Origin of the sequence: Mesobacillus maritimus, from assembly GCF_019749255.1 — a bacterium.
Classification (GTDB): domain Bacteria; phylum Bacillota; class Bacilli; order Bacillales; family Cytobacillaceae; genus Mesobacillus_B; species Mesobacillus_B maritimus_A.
Genome location: NZ_JACWFH010000001.1, coordinates 71022 through 88437, shown reverse-complemented (window position 1 = coordinate 88437; position 17416 = coordinate 71022). Strand labels below are relative to the sequence as shown.

The following is a 17416-nucleotide window of genomic DNA, read 5'->3' as shown; positions in this document are numbered from 1 at the left end:
TTAGTCAAGATTCATCCCCTCCCTCTTCATTTCTTCAAAGATATCTTCCTTTTTCTTTGGTGCAAGCTTTCTGAACTCGTTTGAATCTAACGAACGATCAAACTGGCACACCGACTTAAAGGGGCAAAATGTACATGGTAGACGGTCCTTTAATTTATAAGGATCAATATCGACAACCCCACTAATGATTCCATTCCCTGTCTCAACATATTTATTCCGGATAAAGTCCCTTAGATTTTCAAAGTCATCACGGCTTGCTACCTTCGATGCTTTTGTTAGACTTCCATCCTTCTTAAAACCTGCAGAAATGATTTGTGAATTTACGCCACTATCAAGAGTCCGGTCCATCATTTGAATCACATGTTCATCTGATAGCAAAAGTCCATTCATTTTAAACTGCTTTAAAATTTCCTCTTCAGTTTCATCAAGTGTGAGCATTTTTGATGAATTAATCATGGGATTGTGAACATGGAAATAAAGAACACCAGCAGGGTCTGCCTGCTTTCCGACAAGCTGGGAGGAGTGGCTGATAATAATATCAAGATACGTGAGCATTTGCAATGCAAGCCCATAATAGACTTCCGTTAGGTTTAGCTCTTTTTCACTAGACTTGTAATCTAGTACTCTTAAATAAATACCATTTGAGTCCTCCGCCTTATCGACTCGGTCAATCCTACCCATTAATTCCATCTGTGTCCCATTCTTTAACGTAAAACCTAGTGGAGGGAGTGTTCCTTTTTTCCCAAAACTAAGTTCAAGCCCAATAGGAGAAAAACCACTTGCCTTTGCATGATCACTCATGATAATCGAAGCTCGGCTAATAATGTTTTGTAGCTTTTGCTTTATATATTGATGTCTGTTCGAACTTAACAGAATTTCATTTTGTAGTTTAGGAGCAAGTGTATCGACAGCATCCTTCGCAAGACGTTGCACTTGTTCCATCGTTAAGCTAGCCCAAGATATATTTTCCTTCATAATCGTTTCTGCGATATGCTTTAGAGCTGCGTGAAATAGGTCTCCTATATCTGGTGCTTCTAATCGGAAAATTTGTCTGTCACGTAGTTTAAGTCCATGTTGAGCGTAATGGGAGAAAGCGCAGCTATTAAAAAGCTCCATTCTTGAGACACTTGCCTCAATTTCCTCTCCATATAGCTCCTGACTAATCTGTTCGGAAAGCTGTTGGGTCGTATTTTCATAAAACAAACTAGATAATACTTTCCTAGCACGATCTCGCCATTTAGGATGTTTCATATAATAGTCGTATACATCCCACCAGAAATCATAGACAGGGTAGTTACGCTTTTTCAACTGAAGTTGGCTTGCCAAATAGCTTAGTGCCGTATTCTCACCGGACGTGTACTCTAACTGCTCCAGTTCAGGTAATTCTGAAGGATCAGCAGTAAAATAGTGCTTAGGGTGATTCGGAAATAAATCACTGAATCGCTTTATATAAGTAGAAGGAATCAATGACTTTCCTTCTTCGTTTGCGATTGGGTAGCTAACATACAACAATTCCGAAGGCGTCGTAAATGCCTTATATGCAAAGAAGTTTTCATCCAGCAAACGCTGTTTACTTGGAGGAGCTAATGTTAATCCTTCAAGATGAAGGGCTTCTCGATCATCATCAGCTAAAATTCCTTCATCAGGTAATTTTGACGGCAATACCCCTTCGTTTACTCCAATGACAAAAGCAGCCTTAATTTCCGCAAGCCTTGATTTTTCAAGATTGGCTACGACCACTTGATCAATGGCCGGTGGAATTAAGGAAAAGGTTAACGATTCAAATCCTGCATCTAAAATTCCCATAAACTGTCGCGGCGTTACTTCTTCGTCTCCCATAATCTCGACAAACTGATCAAGAAGGTCAACAACTGCATTCCAGGCTTGGTCGTGCTCCCTAGCTTCAACAAGTCTTCCCTTGGATTCAGCTGCTACCCGCCACTCTTCCAATTTAGTTGGAATATTGAGTTCTTCGATGTAGAGATACACTGCTTCACAAAGCTTACGCCCATTATTAGCCCTTTTTAGACGCCTGGCCATTCGCTGAAGTGGTGCGGTTACCATGGATCGTAGATCATTTAATAGCTGTTCTGTTTCCTGCTCAGAATCTGTCTGTGAGGTTGATGAAAACTCTAATCCACGTATTCTTCGGTAGATCCAACGATCCTTCCTTGTCCACTTTTCTCCTTGAATTCCATAAGCGAGAACATAGTTTTCGAGTAGGTCCATTTGTTCTCGTGATTGATGAATGTCTGCTCCTACTGGAAATAATAAATCCGTTTTAATTGCTCTAAAGACAGGCTCATAACGCCAATTTCCAAGAACCGTTTCAAGACTGGAGCGAATCAGTTCGATCATTGGGTGGTTTAACATTGTTCTCTTTTGATCGATAAAATATGGAATCTTGTAATCTGTAAATACGGTTTCTAAAATATCGCGATAATCATGTTCATTTCTCATCAGAACAGCAATATCTCGATACCTAAAATCTTGTTCTCTTGTAAGTGCCTGAATTTTCCGGGCTACTCCTTCAACCTCAGCTCGACGATTTGCAGCCTCGGCAATATGAATATCTGAGTCTCCAAAGAACTTCTTCGTTGGTCGTGAATCAAATTCAGCTTCAAGATGTTTCAATGATTCGCTATTCCAGCGCTGTTGACTCCTAAGTATGACATCCTCTTCCTGTTCAAATCGTTTTCCTTGGATGATTTCATGAATGCTTCTGTATGTTTCCCCTGTCATTCTAAAAAGGTCAAGTTCTGCTGGACCATTCTGTTTGAAGGATTGATGAAGGGGCAGTGTAATCGTCACTCGTTTAGCTGTTTTCATTAACTGTTCTATGATTAAAAGTTCAAGTGGTGTGAACGAATAAAACCCATCAATATAAATTTCCGCGTTACTCAAATAATCTGAAGAAGGCACTTTTTCAGCTAGCAATCGAAAATAATCCTCTGAGTCAAGGTATTTTCCAAATAATTCTTCCTCAAATTGACGATAGATCAGCTCAAGGTCATGTAGCTTTTCCGAAAGTACTTTTTCCCCAATTTCTTCTCCATGTTTTGAGACAAGGTCCTCTGGTTTAACAGCATATCGCTTGAATTCAATCAGCATTTGTTCCAATTGCTGTATAAAACCATTTTTATCAGCTGTTCTTTGGAAGATTTTCAACTGGTCTTTTTTATCCTCAATAATCTTTCTAATCATCATACTAGTTCCAACACTTGTAAGATGATACCGGGTAAATCCTCCTGTATCCTGAAGGATTCTCCAAGCAAGTCGAGGGAAACTATAAACCTGAGCTCGAATCATTCCCCCAAGTCCAGGGGAAGTGGATAAACGATATTCCGACAAAAATGACATTTGCTCAGGGACAAGATAAATAATCGGGTCCCCAGCTGGGTTCGTCGTCAACCTTTCACGAATTTCCTCTAGACAGAACTCAGTTTTCCCGCTGCCCGACCGTCCTAATACTATACGAACAGACATCTTTGTTCCTCCCATCCTCAAGCGTAAATCTCTTATCTGATGATAACATAACAATCATCATTTATTGCTCAATAATTATTTCCAAAACAACCTTCATAACCTAACTAAATTGCATAATGTATCTTGGGTGATCTTTATGAATTCGATTGTATTAATCCGGACTACTTTTACGCTCATTACCATCATCTCTATCTTGGTAGCAAGTAATATTTATACTTTGATTCCCATTTATGATGAAGTGGCTGTAAGACTCGACATCTCATCAAGTGATGTTGTGATTGCCGGAAGCTTGTTTACCCTTTTTTATGCTGGTGGTCTCCTCTCCTTTGGTCCCATCTCCGATTATATGGGGAGAAAAAACATCCTTGTCTTCGGCTTGCTCGCTTCTGCGTTCACAACGCTTGCTGTAGGAGTTTCAACAGATGTTTTCAGCCTCTGGCTTACCCGCTCGATCCAAGGCTTTACCCTCGCATCATTCGCTTCGGTGGTGTTTACCTATTCTTTCGACCTATTCCCACTGAAGCAGCGAACCCTATTGGTCGTCCTAATTAATACCGGTTTCTTAATCGCAGGAATCTTCGGGCAGCTAATAAGCTCTGTCCTTACACAACTATTCTCATGGAATAGTGTGTTTTTCTTTTTTTCAATCTGTTACTTGTTACTATTTGCGGTAGCCTTTTTTCTGCTTACCGATTCACCCAAGCCAAAGAAAGAACACGAACCACTCTTGTTTGAATTCTTATCTCTCCTTAAAGATTCAAGGCTAATGAAATGCTACCTGGTTGCTTCAACGTTACTTTTTTCGGTTATTGCTTTTTATGATGCTCTTGGCCGGTTTTTCCCTGGTCCAAGTAACGAATTATTCATGATCCGTACTGCAGGCTTAATTGGTGCATCCTTGTCCCTTTTGACCGGAAAGCTTATTGGTAGGATAGGTGAAATAAAAACACTTGCACTTGGATTAGTGATCGGAGTGATTAGTTTTGTTGCTATGCTTTTTTTCAATTCTGTTATTGGGCTCACCACTTTATCCATTTGTTTCATTTCATCTATCTCCTTAGCCATCCCAACCGTGATTACGTTAGTGGGATCTTATGGAGGCAAGCGACGTTCCAAAGCACTATCGCTCTATTCTTTTATTCTACTTATCGGGGCAAGTTTCGCGCCAACAATTGCGGCTTTGTTTGATTTTACCTATATGCTGCTCGGATTAACTTTCCTATTTATCATCAATCTAGGAATCTGTTATAGATTACATGTTGAAAAGAATTAGCAGAGCAAAAAATAATTGCGATAAAATAGAAAAAGTGGGAGGCTACTTTTTCTGCCCCCCACATGAATTAAAAAGATACGTCCATTTCATCCAATGGCCAATATCGTAAGTTTACCTTTCCGACTACCTGGTCAATCGAAATAAGCCCAAAATGTCGACTATCCCAACTACCACGTCGGTTATCTCCCAATACAAATAACTTTCCCTCAGGTATTATTTGCTTGCCTGCTATTTCTTCGAGGGTAAAATCACCGGTCAAGGTGCCACCGAGTGCCTTTGGTCGATACTTCTCTAAAAATGGTTCTTCTACTTGTTTCCCATTAATATACAATTTATCATCGTGATAACTGATTTCATCTCCAGGAAGACCAATGATTCTTTTTACGTAATCTTCCTTTTCATTTGCATGAAAGACAATAACATCAAACCGCTGGAGGTCGCCCGCTTCGAAACCAATTTTATTCACTACCACCTTGTTCCCTTCCTCAAGGGTTGGCAGCATTGATTCCCCTTCCACTACATAGTTCGAAAAGAAGAAAATACGTATAAAAACGAAAATGATGATTCCTAGACCCAAAGCCTTCAGCCACTCGACCCCTTCTTTTCGTAATTCAGCTTTCATCTTGTATCTACCACCTTTTCGCAAAAGCTTTTCCGTACAGGAGATTTGCACAATTGTGACTATTTACCATTATGGTCTTTCTTCGTACTCATATTCATTCTTACTTCAATAATTTTCCCAACATACCAAAGAATAAAAATAATCACTAGCACAATAGCCGTCCGTAGTGGCTGCGTAAATAATGACCGAATGTCATGCCCCACAAAACTAATGGTAAAAATCATTACCATTTTTCCAGACATAACAGCAAGCATATACTGCGCCAAGCTAATTTTAGAAAGACCGGCCACAATATTTACAATCGCAGATGGTGTAAATGGGAAACATAGCAGTAAGAATAGTGGACCAAACCCATGTCTCTCAACCCAATTCATTCCTTTTCTTACCTGCTTATGCTTCTGCAAGAAACTCAGTAACCGCTTTTGACCATACTTTCTAAAAAGCAAAAAGACAATGATTGCACCAGCACAAGCCCCTATCCAGGAAAATAGAAATCCAAACCATAGGCCAAACGCGTTAGCATTTGCCATGACGAACAATACGAGCGGTAAAAATGGCAGGAAAGCCTCTATCATTGGAAGAAGAATACCTGGAATTGGTCCTAATGCACGGTACTCACCAATCAAATCCATTATATTCTCTAATGTGAACCATTCCTTCAGAACCTCAAACTCCATTGAAATCTCCTTTATCTATGCTAACATGGGCACTTAACCATATTCCCTTATACTCTATTTTACACCTAGATGATTTAATGAAAAAGAATCCAGCCTTAATTAGCTAAAAATTCATTTAATGCCCTCTTATTTTCTTCTAGGTCAATCGCTAAAACAGCTCCCGCACCACTTATTCGTTGGTTTTGGTAAGAGTTTTCAACTGGTATCCTAAGTGTATTGATGCTACGTCCCTCTTCTGAAAGGAAGCCCCTCGCCATATACAGAATATCACCTGTATCCATATTGGTATTTATATAAGGAATAACTACACCGATAAGTTTTGGTAGCTTCGGAATGGTTTGAACACTAGCTAATTGCTTTCCTAATTCCTTTACCACCTTTTGTTGCCTCTCAACTCTTCCAAAATCACCAACTGCATCTTGACGAAATCGGACATATCCTAAGAGATGTTCTCCATCCAGCGCTTGAATTCCTGGTTCGAGTGTAACCCCAATATTCTTTGACATACTTTTCTCTACTTCTATTTCAACGCCTTGTGGAAAGGCAGTATCAATCAAGCGAACAAATCCTTGAAAATCAATAATTGCATAATATTGTAGATCAATGTCAAAGTTTTCTTTAATGGTTTTTCTCACTAATTCTGGGCCCCCAGAAGCAAAAGCGGAATTGATTTTATTGTTCCCGTGTCCAGGAATACTGATATACGTGTCTCTCATAATAGAAGCTAGCTTATACGTGCCTTTATCTGGATTATAGCTAGCAATCATAATGGTATCCGCCCGAGAGTTTTCTTCTCCCCTCGCGTCACTTCCTAATATAAGGATATTTGTGTACCCATTTTCATCTCTGTTTCCGTGGAATGTGTAGTCTATCTTCGACTCACCAGTTTCTTCTTGAGAGCCTTCCAACCCTGCCTGAAATTGAAAATAACTATAGACCGCGATCAAACCAAACAGGAGGAGCAAACGAACGAACCATCTTCTTTTTTTATGATGCTTTTTTCTATGCCGGTCAGCCCTCAATACAATTCCCCCCTGCTTTTTCCTATTAATACAAGTCATTCGCTTCGTTTTCTTTTTTTCCTTCCTTCGGCCAATAATTCCCTTGATCTCAACTTAGTTTTATATAAAAAGCAAATTTCATTCCTCATTAACATGAATAACTCAAAAAACCGCAAAGATTCCTCCTTTGCGGTTAATATTTTTTATTTCCAGTTTAAATATTCTACAAACTAAAAAACTAAACCTAAAGCACTTTTATTCTTATGATTGCCAAATTATGAAAATAGGCTTGATAAAACCCATACCAATAAGGTAGTATATAAAAAGAACAAACGTTCCCTTTTATAAAAAGGAGTTAACGAAAATGACAAGAATTCCCGAGAAGGATCGAGATATCCTTGAGCAAGCTATTTATCTTCCAATGGTCCTAACAATATTAGAGCGGGACCTACAAATAATTGAAAAAAGTGCGTTCAAACTAAAAAGACCTTATTTAGATTTAGTTGAAGAAACAATGAAAGTGATTCAAATAAACCTGGCTGAGGTCAAGCGCTATATGAAACAAAACAAGCTCAAAGTCGAAAAGCTAAAACAAGACGAAGCTTTTACTATGTATTTGTTCCTCTACCAAGGTTACGAAGAACAACATAATTATTTCAATCCTCGTATACGGAACAAGGTGCAAGAGTTGATGACCTATTATTTGTTCAAGCGGCATTTAGCAAACTGAAAGATGACCCTTGCAACTTAATCATCAAATCGATATCGTTCATTCACCATCATTGAAAATCTGTCATCAGAATGCCGTCTACCGTAAATAATATAGGCAGCCTTGCGCTCGTTTTCCCTCATTTTCTGTAATACTTTCGTTCTTAGCTCAGACGTTCTCAATAGCTGCTTTTCAAACGATATATAGGAAATCGGAAGCACATACGTTTCCTTATTACGGAATGTTACCTTTGTGCTATAAGCATCGTGACGTCGATGGTCTACAACATGTTCGTGAGAAACCCAGATACAGCTTGATTTAGTTGGCGACTTAGTAGGCAGCAAAAAAACCGAGTTAGAAGGGTCAATGGCGATGGGGGCTTTGTGAGTGACTCTGGTTAGTCTACGAGTTACTTTTTTACTGGCATTATAATCGGAGAGGTTGTATTCACACCCTCTCTTCACCAATTCTGTTGGTCTAAGTGGTGATATGTAAGTGTTTTCAAATTCAATAATTTTTGAATACGTTTTATTGCCAACCTCATACGGTAAAATCATCATAGTGAAAGGATTAATTTCATACTCATCTACTAGCTCTTTTTCATCAATAACCAAGCTAATCATCTCCTTATCTGGGTATTTACCCAAGATAAATCATACCATTGATTTTTTCGTTGAAAATAGCTATCTTCCAAAGTTCTAAATTTATACATAATTACCACTATAAAATTTTCTAAAAATTTAAATAATTTAGTTGATTATCTCCTCGGAAATCCATATAATAAAAAAAAGGTCAAAGAGGTGAAATCAGTGAAGGAGAAATCGTATTCTGAAATCATGAAGGCCAGTGTAATGAAAAGAATTAAGGCAAAGGAAACTTTTGTACAGGATTTATACGTTGATATGCTCATTTCTGAAATTCAGCTCAAGAACCAAAAAGAAAAACTTCTTATGAAAATTGACAAAGCAATTGATGATCGAAACCGCACGCTTTTTTTCACTCTTACGGAAGAGTTAAAGGCACTTGATAAACAATTCGGCACATAATGATCTAAAGAAATCCCCCGCACGCACATGCGGGGGTATCTTTCTTTTATGGCTCTTTTTCTTACGAAACAGGATGCTCTTATATGCAAAAAATGTTCCATGAAGATTCATGGAACATTTTTTAAGCTAATCATTAATTTCTGGTGCCGGTATTCCCTCACTTGCCTCATTATTTCGCTGACTGATTTGATACTCTTCTATCCGGGAAATTCGCTCGAGCATCGTTGGATGCCCATATCTAAACACCTTTACAAGAAAAGGAGGGTTTACCTGACTTAGTCCGGCTTTCGTTAGCTCCTGGAATGTTGCAATAGCTGCCTCCGGTTGTTCGGTCATCTCGATTGCATAACGATCTGCCCGTGTCTCTTGATAACGCGACACAAAATTCGATAAAGGACTTGCCGTAAATGCTAGCAACGACAAAATCATTAAGAACAAAGGAAAGGCACGGATATCGTGAATTCCACTAACCTTAAATTCTGTTCCCCATTTTCTAATTGCCCAATTCATTATTCTGCTTGTGAGATATAACCCCACTAACGATAGCAGCAAATAACCTGCAATGCCGATATAGATATGCTTTTCAACGTAATGGGCCATTTCATGAGCCATGATAAATAATATCTGGTCATCATTTAACTTATTTAACGTGGTATCCCAAAGAACAATTCTAGAATTAGATCCAATTCCCGTAACATAAGCATTCAGTGCATTCGTTTTTTCAGCCATATTTACTTCAAATACATGTTCAGCTGGAATTCCGGCTTGACTAGCAAGGTCCAATATTTTTGCTTCTAATTCCTTATTTTTCAAAGGATAAAAGTCATTATATAGCGGGTCAATGACCACTGGTTGAACAAACATAAGAAACAGAGAAAATGGAACAGTTAGTAACCAAGCAAAAATCCACCAAAAACGCTTGCTCTTGTTGATTAACCAATAGAGTACACTGACAATAACCAGCATCATCGCAAAGTTAACCCAAAAGTCAATGAGTTCATCTTTCATCCAAGAACCAAAACTTTGAGTAGATATATTATAGGTTCTCGATAAATGATAGCTAAGATAACTTAATGGAAAAGTAGCCAAATAAGCAAACAGTGACAACCAGAATATATAAATGGCTCCCTGACCTAATTTATTTTTGGTCGTTTCGCCTGCCCATTTATGGAAAGCCTTCGATAACCCAACAAGTAAAATTAAAAAGTAAATGAGCCACTCTAATGGTGTCGATAAGAAAAACAACAGATTCCGGATTTGTGAGTATTCCGTACTTAGCATAAGCTCCCTACTATTCAAAAAGGTTGCCGGATCTGCACTTGAACCTTGAAATTCAAACGGTAAGCTTGAATCTGCTAAATAAAAAAGATACCAATACATCAGAAGCCCGTAAATTACGTAGGCTAGTACGGCAATGAAGCCCATTTTTCTCGCCACAGTCATCCCCCCTTTTTCGTACAACCTCTACATAACTAGTTTAGTCTTATAGGGATAAAATAGAACAAGCTTTTGTTCGTCAATTTTAACATAACCCGCGGGTGACATTTTTAGGCTTTGCGTTGAACGTTTATGACGGTTGTACTGGCATTAGCTGCGGGTATTTATTACGGCCTTTATTTTACCGTTTCTAGAGGTTCCCTCTTTCTCGTATGTAGAACAACTAAAAAAAGGCATCTAGAAATGATTTCTAGATGCCTTTTTAGGTACATTATTTACTTGCTGTCTTTTGGCTAGTAATAAATTGCTTATCAATTAAGTTTGTAAAGTCAGGTTGTTCTTTCAAGAATTTTAACGCGTAAGAAGAATCTGCAAATGCCTGAACGGCTTCTTGGTCAACTTCATACGTAAACCCAATTCTATCCCAAGCAAGATCAACTACTTCTTTTTCAAGACCCTGACCTGTTGTCTCTTCAATATCTTTCAGAGTAATCTCTTTCGCTTCCTCTGGGTTGTCTTGAATGAATTGAACAGCTTCTTTATGAGCATCAATGATATTTTGAACCAACGCAGGGTTCTCTTTAGCAAGCTTACCTGATGTAACCATTACAGACGCTGGTAAAGTTTCACCAAAGCTAACCTCGTTCCAAGGAATTACGACTTCTGCACCTGTTTCATTTTGAATAACTGCCGCCCAAGGTTCTGGTGCTACAGCGATATCCACTTTACCTGCTTGAAGCAATGCAGAATAAGTTGCTGGATTCCCTGTCATGTGCTTCATTGTACCTCCAATTCGCTCAGAAGTAATGCCACTTTCTTGAAGATAGGTTTCATATTGAACATCATGTGTGCAGCCCACTGCTGGTGTAACAAACACCTTTCCAGCGAAGTCCTCTGCTGAGTTAATTTCCACACCTTCTCTTGCCAAAACAACCGTTCCACCAGTAGATGCACCAGCGATAATTTTCACATCTGCACCTGTTGAATAGTTATTCATTGCCGGTCCTGGACCAACTAAACCAGCATCAACGTCCCCTGTTTTTAAAGCCGTCATGAAAGCTCCACCATCAGCAAATGTGCGATACTCAACTGTGGTCCCATCGCCAAGTTGTTTCTCATAAAGTGCTTGATCCTTCGCTACCATTGCCGGAACATGGTTGATATTAGGAAAATATCCGATTACAATCTTTTCTTTGCTCCCATTTGAACTTTCTTCGTTTGCCGCACCACATCCGGCTAGCAACCCAGCAAATAATATAAGTAAAGCAAAGCTCAATAATCCTCTTTTCATGTCTCTTCTCTCCTTTATAAAAAAATTAAGATTCCAATCCCCAACGTTTCAATACCGTCTTTTCTACTCGTTGGAAAATAAGTTGGTCAACAATATAACCAATAATTCCAATGATGATCATTACACCAATTACAAGAGCCATATTTCCAAAATCAGAAGCAAATCGAAGCGTATAGCCAAGTCCTGGACCGGTGCTTAATAATTCCCCAGCCATTAACGCCCTCCAACAAAAAGCCCAAGCGAGTCTGGCACCCGTCACTACGTGAGGAATAGATGCTGGAAAGATAACACGAACAAATAAATCCCAACCTCTTGAGCCCATTGTCTGTGCTGCTTTTATATAAAGAGGATGAACATTCTTTATTCCTGACCGCATGTTCAGTGTCATTACAAAGGTTCCTCCTAAAACAACTACGAAGATAACAGAAGTTTCGTTCATTCCGAACCACATAATCGCTAAAGGAAGCCAAACAATACTTGGTACAGCCTGCAACGCAAGAATAACCGTTCCAATCGTCTCATCCGCCGTTTTGCTTTTTGCTAAAAGAACACCTAAAGCAGATCCAATGAGCAAGGATAAAGCAAGACCTACTCCTAGTCTTTTAAAGCTAGCTACTAAATCGTAAATCAATGTTTTATCTTCAAATCCTGTAACTAATGCGTCCAATACCATCGTCGGTGAAGGAAGAATAATAGGAAGCCAAAGTTCCAGTCGGGAACCGATTTCCCAAAAGGCAATAATCGAAGTGAAAAATATTATTCTCTTAAGTGTTGGATGCATTGGCCAATTCCTCGCTTACTACTTTATCGATTTCCTTTTTTAGGTAGCCCATAATGTGCTCTTCAATTTCGAGCATTTCCTTCTTGTACTGTTCTCTAGGGCGTGGTAAATCCACTTGAATATCTTGCAGGATTGTTCCTGGCTTAGTTCCCATCACAATGATACGGTCTGAGAGTTTAATAGATTCTGAGATACTATGAGTAACAAACAAAATCGTTTTCTTTGTTTCGGTCCAAATCGTTTCAAGTTGACCATGCAGTCGCGAACGAGTTTGTTCATCGAGTGCCCCAAAGGGTTCATCCATTAGCAAGGTGTCAGGGTTCATCGCTAGCGCTCTGGCTATTGCCACCCGTTGTTGCATTCCCCCTGATAGCTCATGAGGGTAATGATGGAGATAGTTGCTAAGCTGAACCATTTGTAAGTATTTTTTTGCTTGGTCCTCAGCTTGTTTTTTCGACATTTCCTTTTTAAGAGGAAATGTTACATTTTCCATTACATTGAGCCAAGGAAATAAGGCAGCTTGTTGAAACACCATGCCTCGGTCTTTTCCTGGCTTTGTGATCTTCTGATTATTAACAACGATTTCTCCACTTGTTGCCTTGGTAAGCCCTGCTACGATTGAGAGTAAAGTTGACTTTCCACAACCAGAGGGACCTAAAATGGAAACAAACTCACCTTTTTCAACCTTTAAATTAATGTCTGTAAGGACATTTAATGGATTGTTGTCTTTATCTAAATATTGTTTTTGGATATCTGTTATTTCAATAAACATATTAAATCCGCCCTATCCTTATAAATCATATTAGTTTACTCGGAAATATATTCTCAATTATACTGTATTCTCTTTGCTTGTCAACATTTCTTGTTTTTTATTTCTTATATTTATAGAATAGCTGTTAATCTCCGTTTTAAGTTGATTACAAGAAAACAGGCCCCTCATTAGGAAGCCTGCATTTAAAAGAATAATGAATATGCACTTAAGACAGCAATCGAACCCATCACGACCACAATGACATTTGCTCCTAGAAAAGCAACAGCAAAGGCTGCCAATGCCCCAATAACTCCATACCAGATATCCTCTTGTATGTACAATACAGCAGGGAATATCAATGCACCGAGAGTAGCGTAAGGAACGTTTTTGAGTACTCCCTGAAGAAAAGGGGGAAGTTCTTTCCCTCTAAACATGATAAAAGGCAGCATTCTAGGAATGAAGGTGACCACTCCCATGCCGATAATCATCATAACAATCTCCTTACTCAACACCAGTCACCTTCCCTTTCTTCTTGATCAATTCAACCAACTCCACCAATACAGCAGATAGTAATGTTGCTGCCACAATGGCCCATCCAGTTGATAACCATTCAGTCATTGTAAAAACTGTATTAAAGCAGGCTGCTAATGCGGCAAGGAAAACAACCTTCACACCTTGTTTCATCGAAGGAACTAATAAGCCAATAAACATCGCATAAAGAGCAATTGACATGCTTTGCTGCAATGTCTCAGGAAGACCTGCACCAATTGCAAACCCTATTCCCGAGCCCATCACCCAGCTAGCATAGGAAATCAAATTCAGTCCAAACATATAACCAGTGGTAAGCTTACCAGGTTGGGTGGCAGCGACCGAAAATGTTTCATCGGTTATTCCAAACGAGTAAACAATCCGATTGAATACCCGGTCTAATTCCACCTTTTCATTTAAAGAAGCAGCCATTAGGAAATGCCGTATATTTACAATAAAAGTAGTGAGAATGATTTCAAGAATTCCTGTACCTAAAGCAATCAAACTTAATGACATATACTGAGAAGCCCCCGCGAAAACAATCATGCTCATCATGACAGTCTCTCCGATACTCAATCCAGTCGTTTTTGCCAGTAATCCGAATGTTAGTGCAATGGGAACATAACCGATTGCAATGCTAATCCCAGCCTGCAGACCTTTCTTAAACTCAGTCCCTTGATTCATAGACATTACATTTTCCACCTAAATCCCACCTTCCCTAAAAAATACAATATCTATTATACAAAGTTTTAAAAGTTTTATATATTAAAATTTTATAACCTACCTCACTTCATCCCCCAAAATAAAAAGCACATGGGCTCCCCCATGTACTTTTTAAATCAAGACGGCCCGGTCATTGTTCATCTTTTCACCGCGGATTCTTTGGAACTCATTTAGAAGCTTTTCAACCGTTAACTCTTGTTTGGCCGCTTCATCGACTTCAAATATGATTTGTCCTTTATCCATCATGATCAGTCGGTTTCCTAATTCTAACGCTTGCTGCATATTATGGGTAACCATTAAAGTCGTTAACCCATACTGACTAACAATTTCTTTTGTTAATTGAGTAACAAGCTCCGCTCTTGACGGATCAAGTGCCGCTGTATGTTCATCAAGAAGGAGGATTTTCGGTTCAGTAAAGGTTGCCATTAATAGCGAAAGCGCCTGTCTTTCACCACCGGAAAGGAGACCAACCTTTGCGTGCAAACGATTCTCAAGTCCAAGGTGAAGCGTTTCGAGCTTTTCCTTGAAGAAATCTCGTCGCTTCCGATTTACCCCTAACCCCAATCCTCGACTTTTCACTCGGCCGTAGGCGATGGCTAGGTTTTCTTCAATTGTCATCGAAGGAGCCGTACCAGCCATGGGGTCCTGAAATACTCTTCCGATAAAAGAAGAACGCTTATGCTCCGATAACTCGGTCAGATTTTTTCCATCGATGTTAACCGTTCCAAGATCCGGAGTTAGCTTACCAGAAATTACACTCATCACCGTTGATTTTCCGGCCCCGTTACTTCCAATCACAGTGACGAAATCACCGGGGGACATATTGAGATTTATATGGTTGATAGCAACTTTTTCATCAGGTGTTCCTTCATTAAATACCTTATAAATCTGATTTAACTGCAGCAAGGTTCTGCCCCCTTCCTTCAGCGTCAGCTTGTTTCATCGCTTTAAGTCGTTTCCGTTTTCTCTGCTTTTCTTTTTGGCGGTCAATCACTTTCGGCAGAATCAATGCGCAAATAACAATCAATGCCGTAATTAACTTCATATCTCCGGTCTCAAGGAATTCAACTCTAAGAGCCATTGTAACAATGATTCGATATAGAATCGCACCACCAATAACCGCTGCTGTTGCGCGAATAATATTCTTCGCTCCAAATACAGCTTCACCGATAATGACGGATGCAAGACCAATGACAATCATCCCAATTCCCATTCCGACATCACTGAAGCCATTATATTGGGCAACTAATGCTCCAGAAAACGCAACAAGTGCATTTGACAAGCCTAGGCCAAAGATTTTATAAAAGTCTGTGTCTACTGAAAAACTACGAACCATTGTTTCATTGTCTCCAGTCGCACGTAAAGCAAGACCTAATTCTGTTTTCAAAAACCAGTCCATTCCTACTTTAACAATAAAAGCTAGGATGACCATGAGAAATAAAATTGCCCAAGTTTTTGGAATAAAACCACCAATGCCAATAGCAGACAATCCTGTTTGGATCGCATCATCAATCTTTAATTGCTTCCAAAACTCTGTAATCTTTGTAATCACTGTTTCTTCAGACAATAAGGAGACATTTGATTTCCCCATAATTCGAAGATTGATGGAATATAAGGCAATCATCATCAAAATACCGGATAATAGCGCGTTAATTTTCCCCTTAGTATGGAGAAGTCCGGTAAAACAACCTGCTAAGAATCCTGCGACAATAGCAGCGATTGTGGCAATAAAAGGATTGAATCCGTTGACGATCATGACTGCAGCAACAGCACCACCCGTTACAAAGCTCCCGTCAACGGTTAAGTCTGGAAAATCAAGTATACGAAAAGACAAGTATACGCCCAATGCCATAAGGGCGTATAATGCACCTGCCTCTAAAGACCCAAAAATTGCAGTAGGCATAGTCAACTTCCTTTCTTGAGTGCTTAAACCTGTCCGAGGTTATAAACGTTCTTTCCTGGCTGTGGTCGGACAGGACAGGAAAGCACCAATCTTATTCAAGGTATTCAGCCAGGCTATCCCACTCTTCTTTCAATTCAATGCTCATTTCTTCGGCAGCTTTTTTATTGATGACAAGTTTCAAGTTTTGTGGGTATTGAACTGGGAGTTCAGAAGGTTGTTTTTCCCCTTTTAAAATCTGCGCCGCCATAACGCCTGCCTCATAACCAATGTCAGCATAGTCAAAGCCATAAGCTGCAAATCCACCTTTAGCAACTGAATCTAGTTCCCCAACAAACAGTGGAATGTCATTTTCATTTGCTACTAGAATGACAGAATCAAGACCAGAAACTACAGTATTATCCGTAATGATATAGATAACATCTGCCTTACCAACTAATGACTCAGTGGCTTGCTTCACTTCAGCCGTAGTTGAAACAGTTGCCTCTACGAATTTGAGGTCCGTATTTTTTCCTGCTTCCTTTACCATCTCGATTTGAGCGATAGAGTTCTGTTCACCAGAGTTATAGACTAATCCAACGGTCTTCCCCTCAAATTGCTCGTCTATAAACTTCACTGTATTAGGGATCGCTTCTGGGTGATTATCAAGTGTTCCCGTTACATTTCCTTCAGTGTTTTCCATTGATTTAACTAATTCAGCTCCAATTGCATCTGTAACTGAAGTGAACACGATTGGAATATCCTTAGTAGCATTTAATGCACTTTGTGCACTTGGAGTTGAGTTTGCGAAGATTAAATCGACTCCATCGCCTACAAAGTTTTGAGCAATTGGTGCGTTATTATTTGCATCTCCCTGCGCATTTTGTACATCATATTCCACTTCAAGGCCTTCTTCCGCCAATGCCTTTTTGAAGCCTTCAAAAGCAGCATCCAGGGAAGGGTGCTCAGCAATTTGGGTTACACCCACTTTAAACGTATTTTCTTTCTCTTTTTCTCCACCAGTGGATGAATCTGAGCCAGCATCTTCACTCCCACAACCAGCTAATAATAAGGCGCTAGTGATTCCTATTGCAGCCATCCATTTCTTTTTCTTCATCATTTTATTTCCCCCCTGTTTTTATTATTCTCTTTATTGCTTTTATGCTTTTATTTGTTAAATTATAATATTATCCTAATCTAGTTTTCAAGTAA

The 17416-nt window shown here is 39.3% G+C and carries 17 protein-coding genes; 3 read left to right on the top strand and 14 right to left on the bottom strand.

Going from position 1 to position 17416, the window contains the following annotated elements; all coding sequences use genetic code 11:
• Positions 1 to 3486: a helicase-exonuclease AddAB subunit AddB gene (addB, locus tag H0185_RS00440; RefSeq protein ID WP_221870119.1), complete on the bottom strand. Its 3486-nt coding sequence runs from the start codon at positions 3484 to 3486 to the stop codon at positions 1 to 3.
• 136 nt (positions 3487 to 3622) lie between these two features.
• Here addB and H0185_RS00435 point away from each other — a divergent pair, with 136 nt between their 5' ends.
• Complete coding sequence (locus tag H0185_RS00435) at positions 3623 to 4759, top strand: MFS transporter (RefSeq protein ID WP_221870117.1); 1137 nt, start codon at positions 3623 to 3625, stop codon at positions 4757 to 4759.
• Between the two features lie 67 nt (positions 4760 to 4826).
• On the opposite strand, the gene lepB is transcribed toward H0185_RS00435, so the two are convergent.
• The 3 genes from lepB to H0185_RS00420 all read right to left on the bottom strand — a co-directional run bounded on the left by lepB (position 4827) and on the right by H0185_RS00420 (position 7119).
• Positions 4827 to 5381 carry a signal peptidase I gene (gene lepB / locus H0185_RS00430; protein WP_221870115.1) on the bottom strand — a complete coding sequence of 185 codons (555 nt, stop codon included), beginning with the start codon at positions 5379 to 5381 and terminating at the stop codon, positions 4827 to 4829.
• Between the two features lie 59 nt (positions 5382 to 5440).
• On the bottom strand, positions 5441 to 6058 hold the full coding sequence (locus tag H0185_RS00425) for a TVP38/TMEM64 family protein (protein WP_221870113.1): 618 nt from the start codon (positions 6056 to 6058) through the stop codon (positions 5441 to 5443).
• 95 nt (positions 6059 to 6153) lie between these two features.
• Positions 6154 to 7119, bottom strand: coding sequence for an LCP family protein (locus tag H0185_RS00420; protein ID WP_221870111.1), 966 nt, complete (start codon positions 7117 to 7119; stop codon positions 6154 to 6156).
• Positions 7120 to 7423: 304 nt separating this feature from the next.
• On the opposite strand from H0185_RS00420, the gene H0185_RS00415 reads away from it, so the two are divergent.
• Positions 7424 to 7789 carry a YhjD family protein gene (locus H0185_RS00415; protein ID WP_221870110.1) on the top strand — a complete coding sequence of 122 codons (366 nt, stop codon included), beginning with the start codon at positions 7424 to 7426 and terminating at the stop codon, positions 7787 to 7789.
• Between the two features lie 17 nt (positions 7790 to 7806).
• Here H0185_RS00415 and H0185_RS00410 read toward each other — a convergent pair whose 3' ends face one another.
• Positions 7807 to 8382: a competence protein ComK gene (locus H0185_RS00410; protein WP_246628934.1), complete on the bottom strand. Its 576-nt coding sequence runs from the start codon at positions 8380 to 8382 to the stop codon at positions 7807 to 7809.
• A gap of 195 nt (positions 8383 to 8577) precedes the next feature.
• On the opposite strand from H0185_RS00410, the gene H0185_RS00405 reads away from it, so the two are divergent.
• Entirely contained in the window at positions 8578 to 8814 is a 237-nt protein-coding gene (locus H0185_RS00405) for an IDEAL domain-containing protein (protein WP_221870108.1), read from the top strand.
• Positions 8815 to 8940: 126 nt separating this feature from the next.
• Here the strand turns inward: H0185_RS00405 and H0185_RS00400 are convergent, their stop codons facing one another.
• From H0185_RS00400 to H0185_RS00360, 9 genes are all read right to left on the bottom strand, one after another.
• Entirely contained in the window at positions 8941 to 10251 is a 1311-nt protein-coding gene (locus H0185_RS00400; protein WP_221870107.1) for a M48 family metallopeptidase, read from the bottom strand.
• A gap of 271 nt (positions 10252 to 10522) precedes the next feature.
• Positions 10523 to 11542 (bottom strand): aliphatic sulfonate ABC transporter substrate-binding protein, encoded by a 1020-nt coding sequence (locus H0185_RS00395; RefSeq protein WP_221870105.1) that lies wholly within the window; start codon positions 11540 to 11542, stop codon positions 10523 to 10525.
• 25 nt (positions 11543 to 11567) lie between these two features.
• Positions 11568 to 12323, bottom strand: coding sequence for an ABC transporter permease (locus tag H0185_RS00390; protein ID WP_221870103.1), 756 nt, complete (start codon positions 12321 to 12323; stop codon positions 11568 to 11570).
• Positions 12307 to 13095: an ABC transporter ATP-binding protein gene (locus H0185_RS00385; RefSeq protein ID WP_221870102.1), complete on the bottom strand. Its 789-nt coding sequence runs from the start codon at positions 13093 to 13095 to the stop codon at positions 12307 to 12309. The genes H0185_RS00390 and H0185_RS00385 overlap by 17 nt, the downstream gene beginning before the upstream one ends.
• Positions 13096 to 13277: 182 nt before the next feature.
• Positions 13278 to 13583: an AzlD domain-containing protein gene (locus H0185_RS00380; RefSeq protein ID WP_221870100.1), complete on the bottom strand. Its 306-nt coding sequence runs from the start codon at positions 13581 to 13583 to the stop codon at positions 13278 to 13280.
• Complete coding sequence (locus H0185_RS00375; protein WP_221870098.1) at positions 13576 to 14292, bottom strand: AzlC family ABC transporter permease; 717 nt, start codon at positions 14290 to 14292, stop codon at positions 13576 to 13578. Before H0185_RS00375 ends, H0185_RS00380 begins: the two co-directional genes overlap by 8 nt.
• Before the next feature lie 144 nt (positions 14293 to 14436).
• Positions 14437 to 15231: an ABC transporter ATP-binding protein gene (locus H0185_RS00370; protein ID WP_221870096.1), complete on the bottom strand. Its 795-nt coding sequence runs from the start codon at positions 15229 to 15231 to the stop codon at positions 14437 to 14439.
• Entirely contained in the window at positions 15206 to 16228 is a 1023-nt protein-coding gene (locus H0185_RS00365; protein WP_221870094.1) for an ABC transporter permease, read from the bottom strand. The genes H0185_RS00370 and H0185_RS00365 overlap by 26 nt, the downstream gene beginning before the upstream one ends.
• A gap of 91 nt (positions 16229 to 16319) precedes the next feature.
• Positions 16320 to 17324 (bottom strand): ABC transporter substrate-binding protein, encoded by a 1005-nt coding sequence (locus H0185_RS00360; protein WP_221870092.1) that lies wholly within the window; start codon positions 17322 to 17324, stop codon positions 16320 to 16322.
• Positions 17325 to 17416: the final 92 nt, after the last annotated feature.